Here is a 22,575-nt window from a genome sequence, read left to right as displayed (position 1 = left end):
AATCATTTAACTTATAAAAACGATTTTTAGTATAATGACTTGTAAAAATACGCTTCTTTTTGAAATATGAAACCTTAAACCGCAAAAAACGCTTCCAACTCTTGCAATGTCTCTTTTGATGTTTGAATATCCTTAACGACTTCACCTTTATTCAACGCTACAATTCTGTCACAAACTTCTACTGTGTGTTGCAAATCGTGACTCGAAACCAAAACAGTAACATTTGGATTATCAGCCAATTCTTTGATTATTTTTTTTAATCTGCTTACCGTTGTCGGGTCTAAATTTGCAAAAGGTTCATCCAGAATAATGACTTCCGGATTACCAATGAGTGTTGCGATGATCCCTACTTTCTTCTGATTTCCTTTGGATAAATCACGCAAGTATTTTCTATTTTTTAAAATTTCTCCGTTAAAGAATTCTTCGTGTTGGGCCAATAAAGCATCCACATCAGCTTTGTTTTGATGGCGCAAATCTCCAATAAAATAAAAGTATTCTTCGGGTGTTAGATAGCCGATCAAAAAGCTTTCGTCAAGAAAAGAACCGGTAAATGATTTCCAGTTTTCACTACTATTTACCTGAATATCATTATTTATAATATTCCCAGTTGACGGCTGAATTAAGTCTAACAACAAACTAAAAAAAGTGGTTTTTCCCGCACCGTTGTTCCCGACTAATCCAAAACTTTGTCCTTTTGGAATCTCAAGGTTATTAATATTTAAAACTGTTGTTTCATTATATGTCTTCGAAAGTTGATTTACTTGTATCATTTGTATTCGTTTAATTGTTGGTTTAGTTAATCGTTAATTTGTTTTTTTATAAAATAATCTAATTATCAATATTGACTAATTTTCTAATTCTTTTGTTTGTAGGCGAGTATCGTACTGTATTTCTCGACTTTGTATCTTTTTTCGATAATAGAAAAAACTTTATTTCTAAAGATAAAACCAAGAACTCCAGCCCCAGCCACTAATGCTAAACCCAGCGATTTATCGCCAAAATGAAGCCCTGTCCAATACAATAATAAAGGCAATAATAATTTGGGCAACGTCAATAACATCGCACTGACATTGAATGCTTTTTTGTCTCCAAAAGCCCCGCTCGAAGAACTTAAATCAATTGGTGTTTTGGTAAAAGCACCGCCCAAAAGTACCAAGTGCGAGTTGACACCAATGTTATAAATGGCTCCTACAACAATGGTCAAATAGGTTTCTAATCCGTAAAAAAGATAGAACGAAGCCAAAATTGTCGATACAAAAGTAGCGATAACGACCAGCCACCATTTTGATGTTATGTATCCGCGATACGGAATGTTTTGCGTCATCATCAATTGATAATACGAACTATCCCAACTTGGCACAAACTGTCCAAAAACAAATAAAAAGCCACCCGAAACAAAAATTCCAGCAAAAATATGCATCACGGGAGGTTGGTGCGAATTGCCAAAAAAGATCAATCCATAAAACAAAAATATAAAGCTCATCAAAATGGTCGTTTTTGATCTTTTATTTCTTTTAATTAATTTGATATCATTTTTAAGAAACGTCCCCAAAGTTCCAAACTGATTCAGCCACGACAAATTTTCGGTGATTGCAATATCTTCTTTTTTTGAAAGTCCTGCGTCTAAAAATAAATTATTTTTAAAATATTTAAACGTAAAAACATACAAACCAATCAAAACAATAACAGGTATCAAAAACAGTATTTTTGATGCGTAAAGTCCCTGAAAAAAAGGTGTTGTAAAAAGGGTAATGTCAAACAATTTATAATACTGAGCCGCTCCTAATCCTAAAAGCAATCCAACAAAAACAACAAATAATTTGTCGATATTACTAAGAATAATATTTAGAAAATTATTGATGTAAATGAGTGCAAAAACACCTAAATTCCAGAGCAAAATACTGATCACATCGTATCCTTCCAATATTAATACTATTGAAAAAGGCACAAAAAAAAGAGCATGAACCCAGTTAAAAAAAGACAATGCCGTTTTTCCTAAAGAAAAATGCACAATTGTGGGTTTCTTAAAAGGCAACACCAATAAAGGTCTGATGTTAAGAACTGGTATACCTTGCATCATTAATCGAATGAGCAAATCGAACAAGAAATAATAAATCAAAAATTGGTTGACCGTTACTAATGGTTCTAACTTCATTTTTTTGAGCACATAAAATGCACCAACGCCTATCGCAATAAAAACAAGCGAAAAATAAGCCATCAGAAATCCGATCAAGATTTTCATGGCGAGATTGGTACCAAAGGAAGCTGATCTGGTAAAGGCTTTCCATTCGAGGTAAATAAACTTTTTAATCATGGTTTTTGGTTTAAGTTTGGTAGTATGTAATCAAATGTAAGAAAACGTTACAAAAAAAATAAAAAAAATAATTTAGTACGCGACATTTAGTGACGGTTTGTTATTTTTGCACAAAATATACTATCATGCCTTCATTTTTAAAACTCATAATTAAAGAGGTAAAACGCGAAACTGTTGATGCCGTTTCTGTTCTTTTTAATGTTCCCGAAGAACTAAAAGCCGATTATAAATTTATCGCCGGACAATACATAAATTTAAAATTAACTCTTGATAATCAAGAAATCAGACGTGCTTATTCTATATGTTCTGCCCCGGAAAGCGGCGAACTACGAATTGCCGTAAAAGCTGTAAAAAATGGTTTGTTCTCACAATTTGCCAATACAAAACTAAAAGCAGGTGATGTTCTTGAAGTAGGACATCCTGAAGGAAAATTTACTTTTGAAGCAGATGCGGAAAGACAAAGAAATTATGCGGCTTTTGTTGCCGGAAGCGGAATCACACCCGTGCTTTCTATTTTGAAATCGGTTTTGAAAAGTGAGCCAAAAAGTTCTTTTGTATTGGTTTACGGAAACAGAAATCCCGAAGAAACCATTTTTTATCAGGAATTACACGATTTGCAATTGCAATATGTGGGTCGTTTTTTTGTGCATTACGTTTATAGTCAGGCTAAAGCCGAAAATGCATTGTTTGGTAGAATAGAAAAATCGGCGGTAAATTTTGTGTTGAATAACAAACACAAAGAGTTGCAATTTGATAAGTTTTACTTGTGTGGCCCAGAAGAAATGATCAACACCGTTTCTGACGTTTTAAAAGAGAAAAACGTAAAAGAATCGGCCATTAAGTTTGAGCTTTTTACTTCTTCATCGCAAGAAAACGAAATAAAAACTTCATTAGAAGGACATACTAAAATCACTGTTTTGGTAGATGATGACGAAGTAACTTTCGAAATGTCACAAAAACAAACCATTTTGGATGCCACACTAAAACAAGGCATTGATGCGCCCTACTCTTGTCAAGGCGGAATTTGCAGCAGCTGTCTTGCACGCGTAACTTCTGGAAATGCCGAGATGACAAAAAACTCTATTTTAACAGATAAAGAAATTGCTTCGGGTCTCATTTTAACTTGTCAAGCCCATCCAACATCGGAGTCGATTTATATCGATTTTGATGATGTTTAGTCGTTAAATTTAAAAATATATAAAGTCCAAATTCTAAACTTACAGTTGGGATTTGGACTTTTTTTATTGGAATTTTTATTTTAAGCTGCCCTCAATTTTTTTAACTATTTCTTTTGGAAGAATTGTTCTCATCGCATCTTCATAACCTTCTACCGTTTTATTTCCGTATACCGATGTTGGCAGTTTTGGATATTGATTTCGATCTGCCATTAATGCACTTTCTAAACTTTGATTGAAGGGTAAAAATCCTGCATAAGGATGTGTCGCACCCCAAAGTGTGATCACTTTTACGCCCAGCATGGCCGCAATATGTGCGTTTCCGGAATCCATAGAAAGCATTACATCCAGGTTACTGATAAGCTGTAATTCCTGCTGAAATTTAATTTTTCCAGCCATGTTGATCACATTATCAAATGGTTTTGCAAGCGAATCCAAAATTTCGATTTCTTTCTTTCCGCCGCCAAAAAGTAGTATTTTATTGGTTTGATTTTGAGCCAGATCGGTAATAACGGCTTTCATTAAATCTAAAGGATAGACTTTTGAGTCATACTGAGCAAAAGGTGCAATACCAATTAACTTCTGATTTTTATTTTTAATAATTTCTAAGACATCAGCACTTAAACTCGCTTTTTCAGGAAATTGTGGATTTGATAAATCTAATGAAAAACCTAATTTTTCAAACACTTTTACGTGTCTTTCAAACATGGTCGGCAACTGCTTAAAAATTTTATTTTCGGCACGAGTTAATTCTTTTTTGCCTTCACGACCTTTGTCAACTGTAGCGTGTTTTTTTCCGCTTAAAGCGAAAAGCAAACTCATTGTTTTAGAACGCAAAACGTTGTGCAAATCTGCAAAAGCATCAAATTTGAGTTTTTTTACATCCTGATACAAACGCAAAAGTCCGAGAAAGCCTTTGTGACGGTGCTTTTCATCAAAAGGAAAAAAGTCTAAATTTGGAATTCCATCAAAAAAAGGCTTAAAAAACGGACGCGAAATTACCGTGATTTTTACCGCTGGATTTTGTTGCACAAAAGCGCGCAAAACAGGAACTGTCATGGCGACATCTCCCATTGCAGAAAGTCTCATGACAGCTATATGTTGTATTTTATTAGGCAATTTTTAATTTTTTAAATTATGTACGGATGAAATATTGTAAAATGCTGTAAGTCGCTGGCTATTTCATTTTTACTAATTTACTGTAAATAAATTTCTTTTGTTATTTCAACTGACTAAAAAAATATTTTTTTAAAGAAACTCTGATTCTTTGCTTTTTTAGCCCAGATTGAAATGAAAATCCCGGAGCAAAAAAAATAAAGTTTCTTGTTTAAAAAAAGCGACCAACGGAAGCTCTTTTTTAGACAATAGAAACTCTATTTTTTTGCGAGGAATTGTAATGGAAAGCTGGAAATAGCTCTAAATATTATTTCTTATTTTGATACAAAACCGGGTTCAATTCGTCATCATTGTACATTTTCATTTGTTTGTACACTTTCATAAATTTATCGCCGTTTTCGATATCTGTCAGTAAATCATCAATCGCTATCGATAAATCGCTTCTTTGCTCCAAAAGAATGTTTAATTTCTCCTGACATTTATCTCTGTGTTCCTGCGAAGCCTCAGCACGATTGGCTTCTTCCTGCATGTGATAAATTTTTAGAGCCAAAATAGACAATCTGTCAAAAGCCCAGGCAGGACTTTCTGAGTTAATTTTTGCCCCATCTTTTACTTGTACACCACTGTATTTTTGCAAAAAATAACTATCGATATATTCTACCATATCGGTACGTTCCTGATTAGAAGCATCGATTTTTCTTTTAAGAGTTAGCGCCGCAACGGGATCTATTTGCGGATCGCGAATAATATCTTCGTAATGCCACTGAACAGTGTCAATCCAATTTTTTAAATATAATAAATGTTCAAATTTATCTTTTGGAAAAGGATTATTTATCGGTTGATCAACACTATCAAATTCATGATAATCTTTGATGCTTTGTTCGAAAACAGAATATGCTAATTTTGAAAACATGTCTTTATTTTTTAGAGATACAAAGATACTTTTTATACTTTTATAGTACGAAAAAAACCAATAATTTTTCGTTTTGGTATATTTGCCCTTTCAACATTTTAAAAATTAAATATGAAAATTCATTATATTTCTGAAAATAATAGCGTTTTAAATCATTTTTTGGGTGAAATTCGAAACATAAATGTTCAAAACGACAGTATGCGTTTTCGAAGAAATATCGAACGAATCGGGGAAATTATGGCCTATGAACTAAGCAAAGATTTAGCGTATAAAAATGTCGAAATTCAAACTCCGCTCGGTATTAAAAAAACGACGCAAATCAATGATGATTTGGTTTTATGTTCGATTTTAAGAGCTGGACTACCGCTTCATAACGGTTTTCTTAATTATTTTGACCATGCAGAAAATAGCTTTGTTTCTGCTTGCAGACACCATCCTAATAATGATGATGAGTTTGAAATTCTTGTAGAATATCAAGCGGTTTCAAACATAAATAACAAGACTGTTTTATTACTTGATCCCATGTTGGCAACGGGTCAATCTATTGTTGCGGTTTATAAAAAATTGGTTCAGAACGCCACTCCAAAAGAAATGCATATTGCTGTTGTTATTGCCGCACCAGAAGGCATTGCTTATCTTGAAGAAAATCTTCCCGAAAATTGTCATTTATGGGTAGCGGCTTTAGACGAAAAACTAAACGAAAAAAACTATATCGTTCCGGGGCTTGGTGATGCCGGTGATCTGGCTTACGGCAGTAAATTATAACTGTGAGAAAAAAGTAAAAGCACTGCACAAAATAAGTAGGTAAAATACAATTTCGTTACTTAGTTTTTGCTGCACATATTCTACGTGACTGGCCGCCATCATTGCCAATGGTGGAATTGTTAAGAGCAATATATCATTGCTTTTATTGGGCGAAAGAACATATACTGCAACTGCAAGAACAAAATAAGCCACTATTTTTTTGAATGAAGAATGTAATATTTGTGGCCTGTTGGAAAGCGTTGTAATCATAGAAAATAGAAAAAATAATACAACAGAAGCATAAATAGAAAGTGCTCCGTTTTCGTAATTATTTTTAAAATAATCAATTCTAAAATCTACAACCGCTCTTTCGCGAATGAAGGAAACAGCATCAAAATTAAAGATTAAAGACGTCAATAAAAATAAAACTCCTACCGATAAAAGCGCTATAAAGGGCAAAATCCAGTGTCTGTAATCGCGAGAAACGTGAAAAATTATCGAAATAAAAACTAAAATTAAGAAAAGAATACTCCAAAACTGAAATAATGAAGCCACCAAAATCCAGAAAGAAGCATCAAATATTTTTTCTTTTGAAGATTTTAACGACTGTAAAGAAATCAATCTTCGAACTGCCAACAAAACAAAAAAGTTAGCATAAATTATATTCGAATTACTAAAGATCGTAGGGAAAAACAACAAAAATAATAAATAGAAAAATATCGAATAACCATTGTCTTTGCTGAGTCCGTTTTTCTTTACGATAAAATTTACCAGAAAAAAAGACGCCAAAATAAAACACAACAAAATTATCTTTTGGAACACCAAAAAAGAAGAGCTCGTCCAGGATGGATCCTGAATTTGAAACAAAAAAAAGAAAAGCAATATTAAAATTACGACCAAAGAATAATTTAATGGTGTAGATTTTCTAAAAACGCTTGTAATCATAAGGATATTTTATACTTTTGTGATTGTAAATATAATACTTGTTTAAAAAGGAAAACCAACAAGTTGAAAAAAGATTCTATTAATTGGATTTTAACTTCAATGCGTTACAAAACAATAAATAACATATAATTTTATAAATTATGACAGCTTTTTTTGAAGGAATACAATACTTATTTGTTAACATTTTATTTGCTCCGCTTGACTTTTTACGTCATTTAGAACTTGTTACATGGTTTGGTGCAAATACAATCAACTGGATTTTTATGATTATCTGTTCTGCAGCAATCGTATATTGGATTAAACAATTACGTATTTTTGATGCTGCAGGAACTGAAAATCAAGATACAACGGCTCACTCTTTTTTAAAGTAACCTCTACAATCCCAAAAGGGAAAAGGTTTTAATTTAAATCATTGCCGATATCTTTTCTAAAATACATCTTATCAAAGCTTAGTTTATCTATGTTTTGGTAAGATTTTTTTATGGCCTGTTGAAAGTCATCACCGTACGAAGTTACCGTTAGTACGCGACCACCGTTACTTACAATATTTCCGTTGTCTAATTTTGTACCAGCGTGAAAAACAATCGAATCTGTAATAGTTTCTAAACCTGTAATTACTTTTCCTTTTTCAAAATCTTCAGGATATCCACCAGAAACTACCATAATTGTTGTCGCGCTTCTCGGATCTACTTTTAATTCGAAACTATCTAATTTTTCATTTGCAACCGCCAAAAACAATGCTACCAAATCAGATTCTAATCTAGGTATCACTACTTCGGTCTCAGGATCGCCCATTCTCACATTGTATTCGATCACTATCGGTTCTCCTTTTACATTAATCAAACCAATAAATACAAAACCTTTATATTCGATTCCGTCATTTTGAAAACCTTCGATTGTTGGTTTTACGATGCGGCTTTCTATTTTTTCCATCAAAACTGCGTCAACATAAGGTACCGGCGAAACAGCTCCCATTCCGCCTGTATTCAAACCTGTATCGCCTTCGCCAATTCTTTTATAATCTTTTGCCGTTGGTAAAATTTTATAGCTTTTCCCGTCAGTCAAAACAAAACAGCTCAATTCTATTCCGTCTAGAAACTCTTCGATCACTACTTTAGAACTCGCAGTACCAAATTTTTCATGAACCAGCATGTTTCTCAACTCAGTTTTTGCTTCTTCTAAGTCCTGAATAATCAGAACGCCTTTTCCTGCGGCCAAACCATCAGCTTTCAACACATAAGGAGGCTGCAATGTTTCTAAAAATTCGCATCCTTTCTCAACGGTTTCGGCTGTAAAACTATCATAAGCCGCCGTTGGAATATTATGTTTGATCAGGAATTCTTTGGCAAATTCTTTACTTCCTTCTAATTGTGCCCCTAATTTTGATGGCCCAATTACTGGAATATGCTGTAAACTTTGGTCATTTTTAAAATAATCATAAATCCCTTTTACCAAAGGATCTTCTGGGCCTACCACAACCATTTTTACATTTTCCTGAAGTACAAATGCTTTTACAGCATCAAAATCAGTTGGAGACATTGCAACATTTGTAGCAATTGCAGCCGTTCCCGCATTTCCTGGTGCAACAAAAAGTTTTTCGCAAAGCGGACTTTGAATCATTTTCCATGCAAAAGCATGCTCTCTTCCGCCTGATCCCAATAATAAAATTGTCATGTGTTGTCGTATTTAGTTGTGTTGCAAAAATAATTGCTTTTATACGTAAAAAATAATTAAATCTTAAAAAGTTGCTGATTCTTCGCTGTTAGTAATTGGTAAATATTATTTTTGGTGAAATTTATCCTGACAATGGTATCACTTTTTGATATTTCTCTTAAAATAAATGGTTTTCCTATAAAGAAAGCTAAGGCTGAATTGGATAAAATTGTAAATTTATCTGAAGCTGAATATGCTGATTTTCTTCAAAATAAAAAAAAGGAAATCGTTGATTTTCATCTGCAAAATAATGCATTTTATCAAAAATTAGTGGGCAACAAAATTGTTCCTCAATGGGAAGATTTACCGATTTTGAACAAACAAAATTTACAAAAACCACTCAAGGAAAGACTTTCAAAAGGATATACTTTAAAAAATATTTACCTCAATAAAACCTCTGGTTCGAGCGGAACGCCTTTTGTTTTTGCCAAAGATAAATATTGTCACGCCCTGACGTGGAGTTCGATTTTTATGCGTTTCGGATGGTACAATATCAATTTTAATCATTCGTATCAAGCACGATTTTATGGTATTCCGCTACATTTTTTGGGATATCAAAAAGAGCGTTTTAAAGATTTTTTAAGCCGAAGATTCCGTTTCCCTGTTTTTGATTTATCTGATGCTTTTTTAGAAAAAGTGCTGAAAAAATTTCAAAACAAAAAATTTGATTACATTAATGGTTATACTAGTTCTATCGTTTTATTTGCTAAATTTTTAGAAAATAAAAATATAATTTTAAAAGAAATTTGCCCCACTTTAAAGGCTTGTTTTGTGACTTCGGAAATGCTTTTTGAATCGGATAAAAAATTGTTGGAAAAGCAATTTAAAATTCCGATCATCAACGAATATGGTGCTTCAGAACTAGATTTGATTGCTTTTGAAAACACTCAAGGTGAATGGCAGATCAACGCCGAAACACTTTTTGTAGAAATTCTGGACGAAAACGATCAGGTTTTACCTCACGGAAAAGAAGGCAGAATAGTGATCACTTCTCTCTTCAATAAAGCGCATCCTTTTATACGATACGATATTGGCGACATCGGGATTTTGGACGAAAAAAGTACTTTGCAAAAACCTATTCTCAAAAAATTAATGGGCAGAACCAATGATATTGCCCTTTTGCCTAGCGGAAAGAAATCACCGGGTTTAACATTTTATTACGTGACCAAAAGCATCATCGAAGACGACGGAAATGTAAAAGAATTTATCATCAAACAAACAAAATTAGATACTTTTGAAATCGAGTATGTGAGTGATAAAGCATTAAATTCAAATCAAATTCTAAAAATAGAAAGCGCCATTGCTAGCTATTTAGAGCCAAATTTAAAGTTTAGTTTTGTTCGAAAAGATGTTTTAGAAAGAACAAATCGCGGTAAACTCCAACAGTTTAAATCTTTTCTTTAATATAAATAAATTCTTACATTTGTTTTTTAATTAAAAACTTATGGAAGATCAATCTCAACTCTCAGAAGAAACAATTTCTGATAAAATATACCTTATCCGTAATCAAAAAGTAATGCTGGATACTGATTTGGCTGCGCTCTATGAAGTCGAAACAAAAAGATTGAATGAGCAAGTAAAAAGAAATTTATCCCGATTTCCTGAAGATTTTATGTTTCAACTTACTGAAAATGAATACCATTCTTCAAGGTCGCAAATTGCGACCTTGAAGAATGGTAGAGGATCAAACTTAAAATATCTTCCTTTTGCATTTACTGAACACGGTATTTTAATGTTGTCAAGCGTTCTAAAAAGCGACAAAGCCATCCAAACCAATATCCAGATTATGCGAATTTTCACGAAAGTAAGACAGATGCTTCTCGACACAACAGAAATTAAAGTTGATATTCTTCAGATACAAAAGAAACTGGAAAATCATGATAAAAACATAGAATTGGTTTTTTCTTACTTAGATGAACTAACGGACAAGAAAGCGAAGAAGTTGCCAGAGTGAAAATTGGTTATAAAAAATAAATTTAAAGTTTTTAAGGTCCTAAATTTTTCCTTAAAAATTTAGACAAAATAACTTAAGTTCTTAAAAATGGATTTAAAGTTTGAAGAAAACATCTCAAACTATTCAGATTCCAATTTAAACTTTACTTTTGCTAAAAGAAAGTTTTTATAACGAACCTATGAAAATCACCATAATTGCAGGAGCCCGACCTAATTTTATAAAAATTGCACCCATTATTAACGCTATAAAAAAGAAACAAAATGAAGGTTTTGAGATTTCTTTTAGATTAGTACATACGGGTCAGCATTACGATAAAAACTTGAGCGATACCTTTTTTGAGGAACTCAATATTCCGCAGCCCGATGTCAATCTGGATGTAAAAAGCGGTACACAATCTGAGCAGACTGCAGCAATAATGATTGCTTTTGAAAGAGAATTAGTTGTACATCCTTGTGATTTGGTTCTCGTTGTAGGCGACGTAAACTCGACTATGGCATGCGCCATTGTAGCAAAAAAATGTCATACAAAAGTAGCGCATGTTGAAGCTGGTATTCGTTCTGGAGACCTTTCAATGCCTGAAGAAATTAATCGTATGCTAACAGACAGTATCACCGATTATTTTTTTACCACCTCAACGTCAGCTTCTGATAATTTGCTAAAACTGGGTTGTAATCCCGAAAATGTGCATTTTGTTGGAAATGTAATGATTGATACTTTACTCCAAAATTTAAACCGAATTTCAGTTCCTGATTTTTGGAATGAACATCAGTTAAGCGAAAAAAACTACATCATTTTAACACTGCATCGACCTGCCAATGTTGACGAAGTTTCGTCGTTGGTGGCGCTTCTTCAAGGAATTGACACTTTGGTTCAAGACAAAAAAATATTGTTTCCGATTCATCCAAGAACACAGGCCATTTTGAGCGAAAACCAGACAAACTTCAAAAATATCATCTTTGTTTTGCCACAAGGCTATCTCAATTTTATTTATTTGATAAAAAATAGTTTTGCCGTAATCACCGACAGCGGAGGTATTTCTGAAGAAACTACCTTGCTGGGGATTCCTTGTTTTACGATGCGAAACAATACTGAGAGACCCGAGACTGAAACCATTGGAACCAATACTATCGTGGGAACTTCATTAGAAAATTTAAGAGAACGTTTTACTGCCTTTTTGCAAAATGGACCTAAAAAAGCTGGTATTCCAGAACTTTGGGACGGAAAAGCTTCTGAGAGAATTATTTCAATTTTAGTGGATAAAAAATAATGAATGACATCTTAATTATATCCAATTATTATCCGCCCGAAAAAGGTGCAGCCGCCAATAGAATCGAGCAATTAGCCTTAAAATTAGATCAAAATGGGTATAAAGTTTCGGTCCTTTCACCACTACCAAATTATCCCAAAGGCGAATTGTTTCCTGAGTACAAAGGACGCTTTTCAGTTACCGAGAAAATTCAAAACATAACCTTAAAACGTCTTTGGATTTATCCCAGCAATAGTTCGAATATTTTAAAGCGCATTATTTCGACACTCTCCTTTTCGACCACTTTATTCTTCTATTTACTGTTTGCCAAAACGCCTAAAAAAGTCATTGTACAATCGCCGCCTTTGTTGCTGTCTTTTACTTCGATTTTGGTGCTTTGGCTAAAAAGAAAAAAAATAATCCTTAATGTTTCCGACCTTTGGCCTACCGCTGCGATCGAACTTGGAGTCTTGAAAAAAGGAAGTATTTCACATCGATTTTTGATTTTTATCGAACGTTTTATTTACAAAAAAGCTACCCATATTTTTGGGCAGTCAGAGGAGATTATTACACATATTCATACCGTTTTTCCTGAAAAAAAATGCTTTTTATATCGTAATTATCCCGATCATTTTACACCCGATTTTTTGACAACACAAGACAGTGCTCAACAACCAATCAAATTGTTTTATGCAGGATTATTGGGCGTTGCACAAGGTGTTTTTGAACTTATTCAGCAATTAAATTTTGAAAACCTCAACATCGAGTTGCATGTTTTTGGTGACGGTGCTGAAAAGAACGAAATCGAGCATTATTTAGCTCAAAATCCGAATAAAAAAATAATTTTTCACGGCATGCTAGAACGAACTGTTTTACATGAAACTTTAAAAAATCTGGATATAGCGCTTGTTCCACTTAAAACAAGAATCTACGGATCTGTTCCTTCTAAAATATTTGAATACAGCGCTTTAGGTTTTCCGATTCTTTATTTTGGAGGAGGAGAAGGTGAAACAATTGTAGTAGAAAATAATCTGGGATGGGTTGCTCCAGTTGAAAATTTTGATTACTTAAATACTACTTTAGTCGAAATTTCGAAACTAGGAAAGATTGAAATTCAGAACATGAAAAAGAACATTTTTATTCACGCAAAAAATCATTTTAATCTCGATATTCAAATAAAAGAATTAATCGAAAAAAATGCTTTTTAATACGCTTTTTTGTCGCCTTTTAACGTATTATAAATTGTGTTCAGGATGATTTTAATATCCAACAAAATAGACCAGTTTTCTACATAAAAAATATCGTACTTCACTCTGTTGATGATATCGTGGTCTGATTCTACTTCGCCACGAAAGCCTCTTGTTTGCGCCAAACCGGTGATACCGGGTTTTATAAAATGGCGTACCATAAATTTATCTACTTTGAGCGCATATTTTTCGGTATGGCTTACCATGTGAGGCCGTGGCCCAACAACAGACATATTGCCTTGCAAAACATTAAAAAACTGCGGCAGTTCGTCCATGCTTGTCTTCCTGATTATTTTTCCGATTTTTGTGACGCGGGTATCGTTTTTAGAAACCTGATTCAAATGTGCTTCATCGTTTATTTCCATCGATCGAAATTTATAACAATAAAATTCCTGATTGTTTAGGCCGTTTCTTTTTTGTTTAAAAAAAACAGGCCCTCTAGTTTCAAATTTTATTAAAACAGCTAAAATCGGCGTGAGCCAGAAAAGGATTCCAATGATAATAAGAATAGAAAAAGCAATATCAAAAATGCGTTTGACTATTTTATTGAATTTTTCGTCAAGGCGAATATTTCTGAGAGTAATTACCGGAATATAATCGTAATATTCGAAAGTAAAATTTCGAAAAAATAATTGTTTTTCGTCTGGAATAAATTTAAGTGTTTTTAGATTATTATCAGCAAAGTCAACGATATCACTCATTTGATTTTGAGATAAATCACTCATCGAGCAATACATTTCATCAATTCTATTATTCAAAACAAAAGCAAACATTTCGTTGATTTTAGTCTTTTTATCATGATCAAAATCAAACACATGAATGAGCTGATAACCGTAATCGAGATTTTCGGTAAAAAAATGCTGCAATGGCGCCACGGTTTTACTATTTCCTAACAAAACCACTCTTCTAAAATTTCCGCCAAATAAAACGCGATACTTTCGCAGAAAAAAATAAATCGAAAATTTAATAATTAAAATAAGTCCGAACGAAGTAAAAATAAACAAAACAATTGCGTGAAAACTTGTTTCTTTAGCATAAAAAAAAGCCAGTGCAAAGGAGACAATCGCAAATAAACTGCCTTGCCTGAGGGCACAATTTAAGATCGCTATTACCTTTGTATATCGATACACTTCGTAAAAACCCAACTGTGCTGCAATACAAAACCAGGCTATGCTTAAAACCGCTGGAAACAAGATATGCTCTACAGGAAAATGAGCAATATAAGCCGCAAAAATATTGATAATTATAAAATCTATCAAATAAGAAAATGGGCGAATATAACCTGAATATCTTCCTGTTTTGGTTCGCATTATTTTATATAATTAGAAAAATCTTTGTGTTCTTCTTTTGAAAGTTCTTCTTTTGAAAGTGATCTGAAATAATCGTAAGTGATTTTCATTCCTTCGGCACGACTTACTTTGGCTTCCCAGCCTAATAATTCTTTTGCCTTTGTAGTATCCGGCTGGCGCTGTAACGGATCGTTTACAGGCAACGGATGATACACCACTTTTTGGTTCGTTCCTGTGAGTTTTATAATTTCTTCGGCAAAATCTTTAATGGTAATTTCGTCTGGATTACCAATGTTTACAGGATATACATAATCAGAATGCAATAATCTAAAAATGCCTTCTACCTGATCATCTACATAACAAAAAGAACGTGTTTGCATACCGTCTCCAAAAATGGTCAGGTCCTCACCGCGAAGTGCTTGCCCAATAAAAGCAGGAATTACACGGCCATCATTGAGTCGCATTCTTGGCCCGTAAGTATTAAAAATACGAACAATTCTAGTTTCTACACCATGAAAAGTATGATACGCCATCGTGATAGATTCCTGAAAACGTTTAGCTTCGTCATAAACACCTCGCGGCCCTATTGTATTTACATTTCCGTAATATTCTTCGGTTTGAGGATGCACCAACGGATCTCCATATACCTCAGAGGTAGATGCAATTAGAATTCGGGCATTTTTTACACGTGCTAAACCCAACAAATTGTGGGTGCCAAGCGATCCTACTTTAAGTGTCTGAATCGGGATTTTAAGATAATCTATTGGACTTGCCGGTGAAGCAAAATGCAAAATATAATCTAAATCGCCCGGAACATGAACAAACTTGGTGATATCGTGATGATAAAATTCAAATTGTTCTAATTTGAATAAATGCTCTATATTTTTAAGATCCCCGGTAATTAGATTGTCCATCCCGATGACATAGTACCCTTCTTTAATGAAACGGTCGCACAAATGTGATCCTAAAAATCCTGCAGCTCCGGTGATAAGTATTCTTTTCATAGTAATTATTTATACAGAACAAATGTACTAAAATATCTCGCCTTTTAAATTTACTAAAAACAATAACAAACCAGAGATCTTATCTTTTTGATTCATAATTAATAGCTTTACCCTATTTTTACGAAACTAAATTTGTTTTGTTTTGAAAGTTGTACATATTATTGAAGCCCTTGGTGGCGGAGTTTATACTTATTTTGCAGATTTGTCTACTTTTTTTGGAGATGCAGAAATAAGAAATGACGTAAATACAACCATTATTTACAGTGGAAACCGCAAGGAAATTGATCCCAAAAAAGTGCGGTCTGAATTTTCTTCTGGAGTTTCTTTAGTAGAGGTAAACATGGTTCGCGAATTTTCTCCTCTCGCTGACCTAAAATCTACTTTCAAATTATGGCGAGAGCTTAAAAAAATAAATCCAGATATCATTCATCTTCACTCCTCAAAAGCCAGTGTCCTAGGACGAATTGCAGCTTTCTTTCTATTCAAAAAAAAGAAGGTCTTTTATACTCCACATGGTTATGCTTTTCTAAGAACTGATATCGCTGCAGTAAAAAGAAAATTTTATTGGCAGATTGAAAAGAGAATGCAGCAATTTTTTGGCGGAATTACTATTGCTTGCGGTGACACTGAATACGAGATTGCACAAAAAATAGGAAAATCAAAATTGGTTCGAAATGGTATTGATCTCTTAGCTATACGAAAATACTTTTTACCGCATCAAAATTCAAAATTGACCATCGGAATAGTTGCTCGCATAACGGCTGCTCGAAAACCCGAATTGTTTAATGAAATTGCCAAAAGATTTCCTGAATTTGATTTTATTTGGATTGGTGATGGCGAATTAAAACACTTAATTACAGCACCAAATATAAAATTTACTGGTTGGATTTTGGATAAAAAAACAGTTTTAAAAACTTTAAATTCTATTGATATTTATCTACAAACTTCTGCTTGGGAAGGACTACCAATTGCCGTTCTAGAAGCCATGGCTTTACAAAAACCTGTTGTCGCAACCAATATCATTGGCAACAAAGATGTCGTTTTGCATAATGAAACTGGATTTCTATTTGACGACATCGGCGAATTAGAAACTTATTTTGGAATTTTGGAAGAAGCTAAAATGAGAACTGAGTTGGGTAAAAATGCCTTTGCAAGATGCGAAGATTTATTCGATAAAAATAAAAATTTTAAACAATTACTGGATCTTTATACAAAGTAGTTTTTTGCTGCAGCCAATAACTGCTAAATATCGAGAACCAAAATCCACTGAAAGCAATCCCGTCAAATCTAAGTAAAAAATCATCTGTAAGATTAGAAGTGAAAAACAAAAGAAAGAATGAAAGTATTATTGCGTTTCTTAAATCATATCCTAGATATCCGATAGTAAAAATGTAAAGCAAAACTATCATAGGACCAAAAAAACCAAATTTTAAAAAGGAGTCTAAAAATTGATTATGAGTTTGGAATTTATATTTTGCTAAAAATTGCTGGTTTGTTTGTTTGTAATATTTGACCAACTCCTTCTTTCCGTCTGAAGCTCCTACACCAAAAGGAAGGTTTTTTAGAGAGAGCTCCCAAGCTGATTTCCAGATGGAAAGTCGTGTCACTAATGAATTAAAAACTTTAACTTCAGGATGGTCTATTTCATCTAATTTTCCAACCTTATCCATATAGGCAAAAGTCGCAGTAGAATATTTTTCTTTCATGTAAGGATTCTTTTGAATGAATAAAAACAAAATTCCGCCCAATAAAAATAATAACGCTAAAGAAGTTAATAACAGTTTTTTTAGGTTAATTTTAGCTTTAAGATCTAAAAACAAAAGAATTATAAATCCAGCCAAAACGTTGACCAAAGCCATTCTGGTATTGACAAAGAGAACAAAGAAAAACGATAGAATAAAAACAGCTATTCTACCTATTTTAAAAATGGTCTTTTCTCGGTTCGAAAAACTGTAAAAAACAAAATACAAAGTACAAACCGAGACAAAAGCCAAATGCATATTGAGTGCGGGTGCATGAATACCTATGCTGTCAGAAAATTTATATCCCATTTCCCATAAGTCTGTTCCGCCTAAGTATTTATTGATTAATTCAGGAAAAACTATCACAAATCTGATAAAGAAAAACAAGAGAACAAATGTAGTTGCAAGGGTATAAATCTCGACTATTCTAAAAAATTTAACGCGCTTATAATTTCCAATAATGAAAAGCGGAAATACAATCAATGACGTACTTTTTTCGATTGCTTTTAATCCTTTTACAAATGAATCATTGTTCCAGAAAAGCAATAATTCGAGTAAAATTGGCGAAGCAATACATCCCATTAGTATCAAAGAAGTTTTACTATACTTTGCTTTTTTTAGAAAAATTAGATTAAATACTGCAAACAAAATAATTAGCAGCGAACATGGTTTTCTGAAAATCATTGCAATTGCAATTAAACATAAAAAAACATGAAATATTTTATTGAAGTTCTTTTCGGAAATGTTCATAGTATAACGCAAAATAAATTAATGGAAAAATGCCTATTTTATGTCTAACTGCCGAACCTAAATCAGGCTCGAAAACACCTTGAACAATAAAAAAAGAAAAGATAATGAGTAAAATAAGAAGTTCATAACTATACTTATTTTGCTGTCTCAGACATTTTGAAAAACGAATTAACAAAATGTAAAAAAGTAAAAGTTGCCAAATAACAAAAATAATAATTTGTGGTGATAAAATATGTTTGAGCCCATTGATGGGAATATTTATAGTAAAAAATCCATAAAAAATAGCAACAACTTCTCCATACCAAGTATCTGGTTTTATAGGTGACGTAATCGCTGAGTTGGAATCTCCAGGAAGATTTCTCGAACTATTAACTACTTCCCTACTAATTTCAGAGAAATGCTGCCCTTTTAAAATACCATAACTTAACGATAAAAAAATGGCAATCAAAATTCCATAAAAAATTGTGGTTATCGTTTTATTTTTAAAATTAATTAGAGTAATCATATACATACCTCCACCTATAATGGGAATTAAAGCAAAATAAGGACGATACAACAGTCCGAAAATAATTAATAATAGTATCGTTGTAAAAATAGATTCCCGAAAATTAAATCGCTCACTCTTAACAACGAAAATGATCAAAGAAACATAAATAAATGTTATAAATTCTTTTGATGGCATTGATATGAAGATTGCCATCATAAAAATGCCTAAATAAACTAGAATATTCTTTACATTTATTTTTTCAAAACTGCTTGGAATTCCTATTTTATATAAGAGAAACATTAAAATAGGAAATTGAATAAGGGCAATTACAGGAAAAGGTAAGTACTTCAAACCTGTTAATTTATAAAACAAAATTGTGATTGGATAACTTCCAAAGTAACCCACTTCGCTGTATTTATCATAAATAATTATAGCCGAATCATAAAAAAACTTAGGTGGTAGAACAAAGAAAGCAGCAAATGAAACAACTAGATTCCCTATCGTAATAAGTAAAAATGCGGCCGTACTTTTTTTGATTTTTCTTTGCATAACAAAAATGACGTTTACGATCTGAGTGTTCTATATTTTTTACTAAAAAATGTTTTGATTCTATAAATGTTTAATAGAAATATCAATGTCTTAAAATCTAAATATTGATAAAACTTCATTACACTATCAATCTTTAAATTTCGCCCGCGTTGAAGCAAATATTGCCACGAAACAATATCTTCTTTTATTTCTTTTCGTTTTTTTGAAGACAAAACATAAAAATCTTTTAAAATTACAACATAATTGCAGGCCCAATAATTTTCTATAGCTTCATTGATTGGATTTGATTGAGAGGGTTCTGAATTTAGTCCGTTTTTAACCATTAGGTACACATCATTTATATGTTTCTCGTTTACTGTAGTTGTAATCGAGCCCTTTCGCGCTTGACGATAAGTGTAAAATGATTTTGAGTAAATACTAAATGTCTTTAAATGTTTAATTAATTTTCCGCACCATTCTATGTCCTCGGATTTTCTTTCTAATGGAAAAAATAACTTGTTATCTAACAATATCGATCTTTTAATAATTTTATCCCATGCAGACGCAACATACAAATCATAATAGATTAGGTTTAAAATCTCATTTTCGAATTCTCCTTTTTTATTTTGAATAAATTGCTGGTTGTTTTTACAAACGATATCTTTTGAAGAAAAAAACCGAAGCTCTTCATGTATAATTATATCAGGATTTGTTGTTTCTATCAACTCATTTAGATCTTTCAGAACAGTGTCTCCAACCCAATAATCATCACTATCTGTAAAAATAATATAATCGCCACTTGCCGCTAATAATCCCGTATTTCGGGCATCAGAAAGGCCTCCGTTTATTTTATTAATTAAATTTATTTTAGAATACTTTTGTTGATAATCACGACATATTTCAAAAGAAGAATCTGTAGATCCATCATTAATTAAGATTAGCTCATATCTAGAGTATTCCTGACAAAGAATACTGTCTAAACATTGTTTTAGATAAGCTTCAACATTATAAACAGGAACAATAATACTAAAACAAATATCGTTTTTTGGGTTACTCATCTTGCTCCTCCATTAATGAAAAAAAACTTTGATTTTATCTTTTCTATATATTACAATTGCCGAAACAAAATTCCAGAAAAAAGAACTTGCAACAAAAGCAATTGCGGCACCTGTCATTCCGTAAATGGGAATTAAAAATCGATTTAAAACAAAATTAATCATTACTGCTAAAATCAAAATAATTTGATAAATATGTTGTCTCCCTGTCATATTCAGATATACTGAAGAGGAACCAAATGCAGAACAAATGCCCTGACCAATTATTAAAATCAAAAAAGCTTGTTTTGCAGCAACATATCCTTGTCCAAAAAAAGATAAAATAGTTTCTGAAAAGATACTTAAAAGTACAATTACAGGCAAAGTTATACTAAAAATGGTACGGGAACTATTTTTTAAAATCTTCGCTAGTTCTCTATTATTCTTATCTGAAAAATATTCTGAAATTTTGGCGGATATGGTAATGTTTATGGTAATGATTATAATCGAAACAATAGTCATTATTTTAACACCCACAGAATAAAAAGCAACTGTTTCATCATTGCGATATTTCTTCAAAAACATAATGTCGAAACTCATTAATAAAAACAGCGCCATTCCGCTAATGGCTATAGGATATGATTTTAAAAAAATCTCTTTGTTAGAAATTTTTTCTACTATGTTTACTGAATTTATTTTTTGAAAATAAATAAAAACAAACATCGAACTTATAATTGAAAGCACTACAAATCCAATTAAAAAAACATCTACCAGATACGTTTCTTTTTTAAAATAAAACAAACCCATTGAGCCTAAAATTAAAGGCACATATTTAATTATATTTCTAAATAATTCGGCAATAACTAATTTATCTAATGCTCTGAAAATCTCTGTATTTAGCATCGATATACCAGAAAAAAATAATGTTAGTGATGATTTTAAAATGATAACATAAACCTCATCATCTGCAAAATAATCGTTTATCGTTTTTTTATCAATAATTAGAACCATTAGCAAAGCGGCTAGTGAAGTCAAAAAAAGCATTACAACCATTTTTGAGTATATGTTTTTTAATTCTTCTAAAGATTTTTTACTGGCTAATTTACCTTTAAAATATAAAATTGACTGATCAAAACCAAGCAAACAGATACTTCCTAAAACCAAGAGAAAAGTACGTGCAAAATCATACTGGCCCACAATTTTAGGACTAAATGATTTTGTTAAAAAAACAGTGAATCCAAATAAAATAAAAGCACCTGAAATCCTCAAAAACAAAGTGACAAAGCTTTGTTTTAAAAAAGGATTTCGACATATTTCTTCAAAAATGCTTTTAGTATTCAATTTCTTATGTGATCATTAATGAGTAAAAATTATCATTTTTACTGCAGGCTTTTTGTCGATTTTAAATATTGACTTCTATAAAATTTTAAAAATAAATAGATTAGAATGAATAGAAAAAGAAAGAAAAGTGGTAGTACAATTTTAAAATTTCCGCTTACTGTTTTCTGATCATTCAGATTTAACGTCGAGCTGATTTCTTTAATAGTCTTATCAAAAGTTGCTAATTTTAGTCGGTTTTTACCTTGTTCGTTAACCAAATATTGCTTTGTTTTTATAATATCATTTAGCTGTGTATTCTCATTATAATAAATCAATTTATCGTTTTTCCGAGTGTTTTTTACTGTGGTCGAAAAACCATTTAGTACATTGTCTATTTGGTTAATTATGGTGTCGTTTTGAACTATTTGCTGCTGAAGGTTTTTAAAACCAATTTTCTGGATTTCCACAAAGTAAGGCGAATCATTCAAATAATTTAATAAAGGTTTTATATCGTTTTGATGCAATTGCCCTTTTGATAAAATAGAAATCGTATGAAAAGTATAGTTTTTACTTGTAACATTATCTTCTAAAACCTTTTTGATTTCGCCTACTTCCGCCATCAATTTTATCAATTCAAGATTTTGCTCCTTATCTTCAATAAATTTATATACATCGGCAACAGGTTTAATTTCTATTTTTCTGATACTATTAGGATGTTGAAACCCCACTACATTTTTTAGAAAAACCGTATCACCCGAAGCAATTTTGGACTCTATTAAATCAATTTTCGTATATAAATAATCAACACTTCCAAAATTTGGCGTTACAATAACCTGATTATTAAATAGTTTTTTATTCGAATCTAAATACCATCCAAAACCAAAACCAAGGATAATGATTGCTAAAACTAAAATCCAATTTCGAACAAAAAAGTAAATCGATTTAAAAATCAAAGTATTCATTCTGTTAAAGAAATTGCCAATACTTCTAGAAAGTTGAAAAATATCAATCTCCTGATCTTCATTATTTTGAGGTACTTTTGTACTCATTGATT

General features: G+C 32.1%; 21 protein-coding genes. 8 read left to right on the top strand and 13 right to left on the bottom strand.

The features are described from left to right. Positions 1-74: 74 nt before the first annotated feature. Positions 75-770: an ABC transporter ATP-binding protein gene (locus LNP22_RS05340; RefSeq protein WP_229975663.1), complete on the bottom strand. Its 696-nt coding sequence runs from the start codon at positions 768-770 to the stop codon at positions 75-77. Positions 771-853: 83 nt separating this feature from the next. Continuing rightward, entirely contained in the window at positions 854-2,314 is a 1,461-nt protein-coding gene (locus LNP22_RS05335; RefSeq protein ID WP_229975662.1) for a DUF5687 family protein, read from the bottom strand. A 125-nt stretch (positions 2,315-2,439) separates the two neighbouring features. Here LNP22_RS05335 and LNP22_RS05330 point away from each other — a divergent pair, with 125 nt between their 5' ends. Beyond that, positions 2,440-3,492 carry a ferredoxin--NADP reductase gene (locus tag LNP22_RS05330; RefSeq protein ID WP_229975661.1) on the top strand — a complete coding sequence of 351 codons (1,053 nt, stop codon included), beginning with the start codon at positions 2,440-2,442 and terminating at the stop codon, positions 3,490-3,492. 75 nt (positions 3,493-3,567) lie between these two features. Here the strand turns inward: LNP22_RS05330 and LNP22_RS05325 are convergent, their stop codons facing one another. Next, positions 3,568-4,578 (bottom strand): glycosyltransferase family 9 protein, encoded by a 1,011-nt coding sequence (locus LNP22_RS05325; RefSeq protein WP_229976356.1) that lies wholly within the window; start codon positions 4,576-4,578, stop codon positions 3,568-3,570. Between the two features lie 334 nt (positions 4,579-4,912). After that, a complete protein-coding gene (locus tag LNP22_RS05320) occupies positions 4,913-5,518 on the bottom strand; it encodes a DUF4254 domain-containing protein (RefSeq protein ID WP_229975660.1) in 606 nt (201 codons plus the stop codon). Positions 5,519-5,629: 111 nt separating this feature from the next. On the opposite strand from LNP22_RS05320, the gene upp reads away from it, so the two are divergent. Beyond that, complete coding sequence (upp, locus tag LNP22_RS05315) at positions 5,630-6,283, top strand: uracil phosphoribosyltransferase (RefSeq protein ID WP_229975659.1); 654 nt, start codon at positions 5,630-5,632, stop codon at positions 6,281-6,283. Here upp and LNP22_RS05310 read toward each other — a convergent pair. After that, positions 6,278-7,207, bottom strand: coding sequence for a DUF6427 family protein (locus LNP22_RS05310; RefSeq protein WP_210665323.1), 930 nt, complete (start codon positions 7,205-7,207; stop codon positions 6,278-6,280). The genes upp and LNP22_RS05310 overlap by 6 nt on opposite strands. Positions 7,208-7,347: 140 nt before the next feature. Here LNP22_RS05310 and LNP22_RS05305 point away from each other — a divergent pair, with 140 nt between their 5' ends. Then, positions 7,348-7,578, top strand: a complete 231-nt coding sequence (locus tag LNP22_RS05305; protein ID WP_127338089.1) for a DUF6341 family protein — start codon at positions 7,348-7,350, stop codon at positions 7,576-7,578. 28 nt (positions 7,579-7,606) lie between these two features. On the opposite strand, the gene purD is transcribed toward LNP22_RS05305, so the two are convergent. Next, a complete protein-coding gene (purD, locus tag LNP22_RS05300) occupies positions 7,607-8,881 on the bottom strand; it encodes a phosphoribosylamine--glycine ligase (RefSeq protein ID WP_229975658.1) in 1,275 nt (424 codons plus the stop codon). A 132-nt stretch (positions 8,882-9,013) separates the two neighbouring features. Here purD and LNP22_RS05295 point away from each other — a divergent pair, with 132 nt between their 5' ends. From LNP22_RS05295 to LNP22_RS05280, 4 genes are all read left to right on the top strand, one after another. Continuing rightward, on the top strand, positions 9,014-10,324 hold the full coding sequence (locus LNP22_RS05295; RefSeq protein WP_229975657.1) for a phenylacetate--CoA ligase family protein: 1,311 nt from the start codon (positions 9,014-9,016) through the stop codon (positions 10,322-10,324). Positions 10,325-10,364: 40 nt separating this feature from the next. Then, the gene (locus LNP22_RS05290) at positions 10,365-10,874 is read left to right on the top strand and encodes an ORF6N domain-containing protein (protein ID WP_229975656.1); all 510 of its coding nucleotides are present in this window, start codon (positions 10,365-10,367) and stop codon (positions 10,872-10,874) included. A gap of 178 nt (positions 10,875-11,052) precedes the next feature. Then, entirely contained in the window at positions 11,053-12,141 is a 1,089-nt protein-coding gene (gene wecB / locus LNP22_RS05285; RefSeq protein ID WP_229975655.1) for a non-hydrolyzing UDP-N-acetylglucosamine 2-epimerase, read from the top strand. Next, positions 12,141-13,328, top strand: a complete 1,188-nt coding sequence (locus tag LNP22_RS05280; protein WP_229975654.1) for a glycosyltransferase family 4 protein — start codon at positions 12,141-12,143, stop codon at positions 13,326-13,328. Before wecB ends, LNP22_RS05280 begins: the two co-directional genes overlap by 1 nt. Here LNP22_RS05280 and LNP22_RS05275 read toward each other — a convergent pair. After that, positions 13,325-14,677: an exopolysaccharide biosynthesis polyprenyl glycosylphosphotransferase gene (locus tag LNP22_RS05275; protein ID WP_229975653.1), complete on the bottom strand. Its 1,353-nt coding sequence runs from the start codon at positions 14,675-14,677 to the stop codon at positions 13,325-13,327. The genes LNP22_RS05280 and LNP22_RS05275 overlap by 4 nt on opposite strands. Further along, positions 14,677-15,660: a UDP-glucuronic acid decarboxylase family protein gene (locus tag LNP22_RS05270; protein ID WP_229975652.1), complete on the bottom strand. Its 984-nt coding sequence runs from the start codon at positions 15,658-15,660 to the stop codon at positions 14,677-14,679. Before LNP22_RS05270 ends, LNP22_RS05275 begins: the two co-directional genes overlap by 1 nt. Positions 15,661-15,802: 142 nt before the next feature. Between LNP22_RS05270 and LNP22_RS05265 the strand changes: the two genes are divergently transcribed. Beyond that, positions 15,803-16,879, top strand: coding sequence for a glycosyltransferase (locus LNP22_RS05265; RefSeq protein WP_229975651.1), 1,077 nt, complete (start codon positions 15,803-15,805; stop codon positions 16,877-16,879). Here the strand turns inward: LNP22_RS05265 and LNP22_RS05260 are convergent. From LNP22_RS05260 to LNP22_RS05240, 5 genes are read right to left on the bottom strand one after another with little or no spacing between them, the layout of a single operon-like run. After that, complete coding sequence (locus tag LNP22_RS05260) at positions 16,848-18,086, bottom strand: O-antigen ligase family protein (protein WP_229975650.1); 1,239 nt, start codon at positions 18,084-18,086, stop codon at positions 16,848-16,850. The two genes, LNP22_RS05265 and LNP22_RS05260, sit on opposite strands and share 32 nt — an antisense overlap. Positions 18,087-18,123: 37 nt before the next feature. Beyond that, positions 18,124-19,188: a hypothetical protein gene (locus LNP22_RS05255; protein ID WP_229975649.1), complete on the bottom strand. Its 1,065-nt coding sequence runs from the start codon at positions 19,186-19,188 to the stop codon at positions 18,124-18,126. A 14-nt stretch (positions 19,189-19,202) separates the two neighbouring features. Continuing rightward, positions 19,203-20,225: a glycosyltransferase family 2 protein gene (locus LNP22_RS05250; RefSeq protein ID WP_229975648.1), complete on the bottom strand. Its 1,023-nt coding sequence runs from the start codon at positions 20,223-20,225 to the stop codon at positions 19,203-19,205. 12 nt (positions 20,226-20,237) lie between these two features. Then, positions 20,238-21,542: an MATE family efflux transporter gene (locus LNP22_RS05245; protein WP_319616389.1), complete on the bottom strand. Its 1,305-nt coding sequence runs from the start codon at positions 21,540-21,542 to the stop codon at positions 20,238-20,240. A gap of 38 nt (positions 21,543-21,580) precedes the next feature. Further along, a complete protein-coding gene (locus tag LNP22_RS05240) occupies positions 21,581-22,570 on the bottom strand; it encodes a hypothetical protein (protein ID WP_229975647.1) in 990 nt (329 codons plus the stop codon). Between the last annotated feature and the right edge of the window lie 5 nt (positions 22,571-22,575).

This window comes from Flavobacterium flavipigmentatum (assembly GCF_020911905.1).
GTDB classification, from domain to species: Bacteria; Bacteroidota; Bacteroidia; order Flavobacteriales; family Flavobacteriaceae; genus Flavobacterium; species Flavobacterium flavipigmentatum.
The sequence above is the reverse complement of the archived record's forward strand: the minus strand, read 5'-3'. Positions and strand labels throughout refer to the sequence as shown.

Excerpts from the sequence above, each read along its gene's own strand:
- LNP22_RS05280 (WP_229975654.1), top strand. The coding sequence starts at position 12,141 with ATGAATGACATCTTAATTATATCCAATTATTATCCGCCCGAAAAAGGT.
- LNP22_RS05320 (WP_229975660.1), bottom strand. The coding sequence starts at position 5,518 with ATGTTTTCAAAATTAGCATATTCTGTTTTCGAACAAAGCATCAAAGAT.
- wecB (WP_229975655.1), top strand. The coding sequence starts at position 11,053 with ATGAAAATCACCATAATTGCAGGAGCCCGACCTAATTTTATAAAAATT.
- LNP22_RS05325 (WP_229976356.1), bottom strand. The coding sequence starts at position 4,578 with ATGAGACTTTCTGCAATGGGAGATGTCGCCATGACAGTTCCTGTTTTG.
- LNP22_RS05290 (WP_229975656.1), top strand. The coding sequence starts at position 10,365 with ATGGAAGATCAATCTCAACTCTCAGAAGAAACAATTTCTGATAAAATA.
- upp (WP_229975659.1), top strand. The coding sequence starts at position 5,630 with ATGAAAATTCATTATATTTCTGAAAATAATAGCGTTTTAAATCATTTT.
- LNP22_RS05240 (WP_229975647.1), bottom strand. The coding sequence starts at position 22,570 with ATGAGTACAAAAGTACCTCAAAATAATGAAGATCAGGAGATTGATATT.
- LNP22_RS05340 (WP_229975663.1), bottom strand. The coding sequence starts at position 770 with ATGATACAAGTAAATCAACTTTCGAAGACATATAATGAAACAACAGTT.
- LNP22_RS05260 (WP_229975650.1), bottom strand. The coding sequence starts at position 18,086 with ATGATTTTCAGAAAACCATGTTCGCTGCTAATTATTTTGTTTGCAGTA.
- LNP22_RS05250 (WP_229975648.1), bottom strand. The coding sequence starts at position 20,225 with ATGAGTAACCCAAAAAACGATATTTGTTTTAGTATTATTGTTCCTGTT.
- LNP22_RS05295 (WP_229975657.1), top strand. The coding sequence starts at position 9,014 with ATGGTATCACTTTTTGATATTTCTCTTAAAATAAATGGTTTTCCTATA.
- LNP22_RS05270 (WP_229975652.1), bottom strand. The coding sequence starts at position 15,660 with ATGAAAAGAATACTTATCACCGGAGCTGCAGGATTTTTAGGATCACAT.
- purD (WP_229975658.1), bottom strand. The coding sequence starts at position 8,881 with ATGACAATTTTATTATTGGGATCAGGCGGAAGAGAGCATGCTTTTGCA.
- LNP22_RS05305 (WP_127338089.1), top strand. The coding sequence starts at position 7,348 with ATGACAGCTTTTTTTGAAGGAATACAATACTTATTTGTTAACATTTTA.
- LNP22_RS05310 (WP_210665323.1), bottom strand. The coding sequence starts at position 7,207 with ATGATTACAAGCGTTTTTAGAAAATCTACACCATTAAATTATTCTTTG.
- LNP22_RS05335 (WP_229975662.1), bottom strand. The coding sequence starts at position 2,314 with ATGATTAAAAAGTTTATTTACCTCGAATGGAAAGCCTTTACCAGATCA.
- LNP22_RS05330 (WP_229975661.1), top strand. The coding sequence starts at position 2,440 with ATGCCTTCATTTTTAAAACTCATAATTAAAGAGGTAAAACGCGAAACT.
- LNP22_RS05275 (WP_229975653.1), bottom strand. The coding sequence starts at position 14,677 with ATGCGAACCAAAACAGGAAGATATTCAGGTTATATTCGCCCATTTTCT.
- LNP22_RS05255 (WP_229975649.1), bottom strand. The coding sequence starts at position 19,188 with ATGCAAAGAAAAATCAAAAAAAGTACGGCCGCATTTTTACTTATTACG.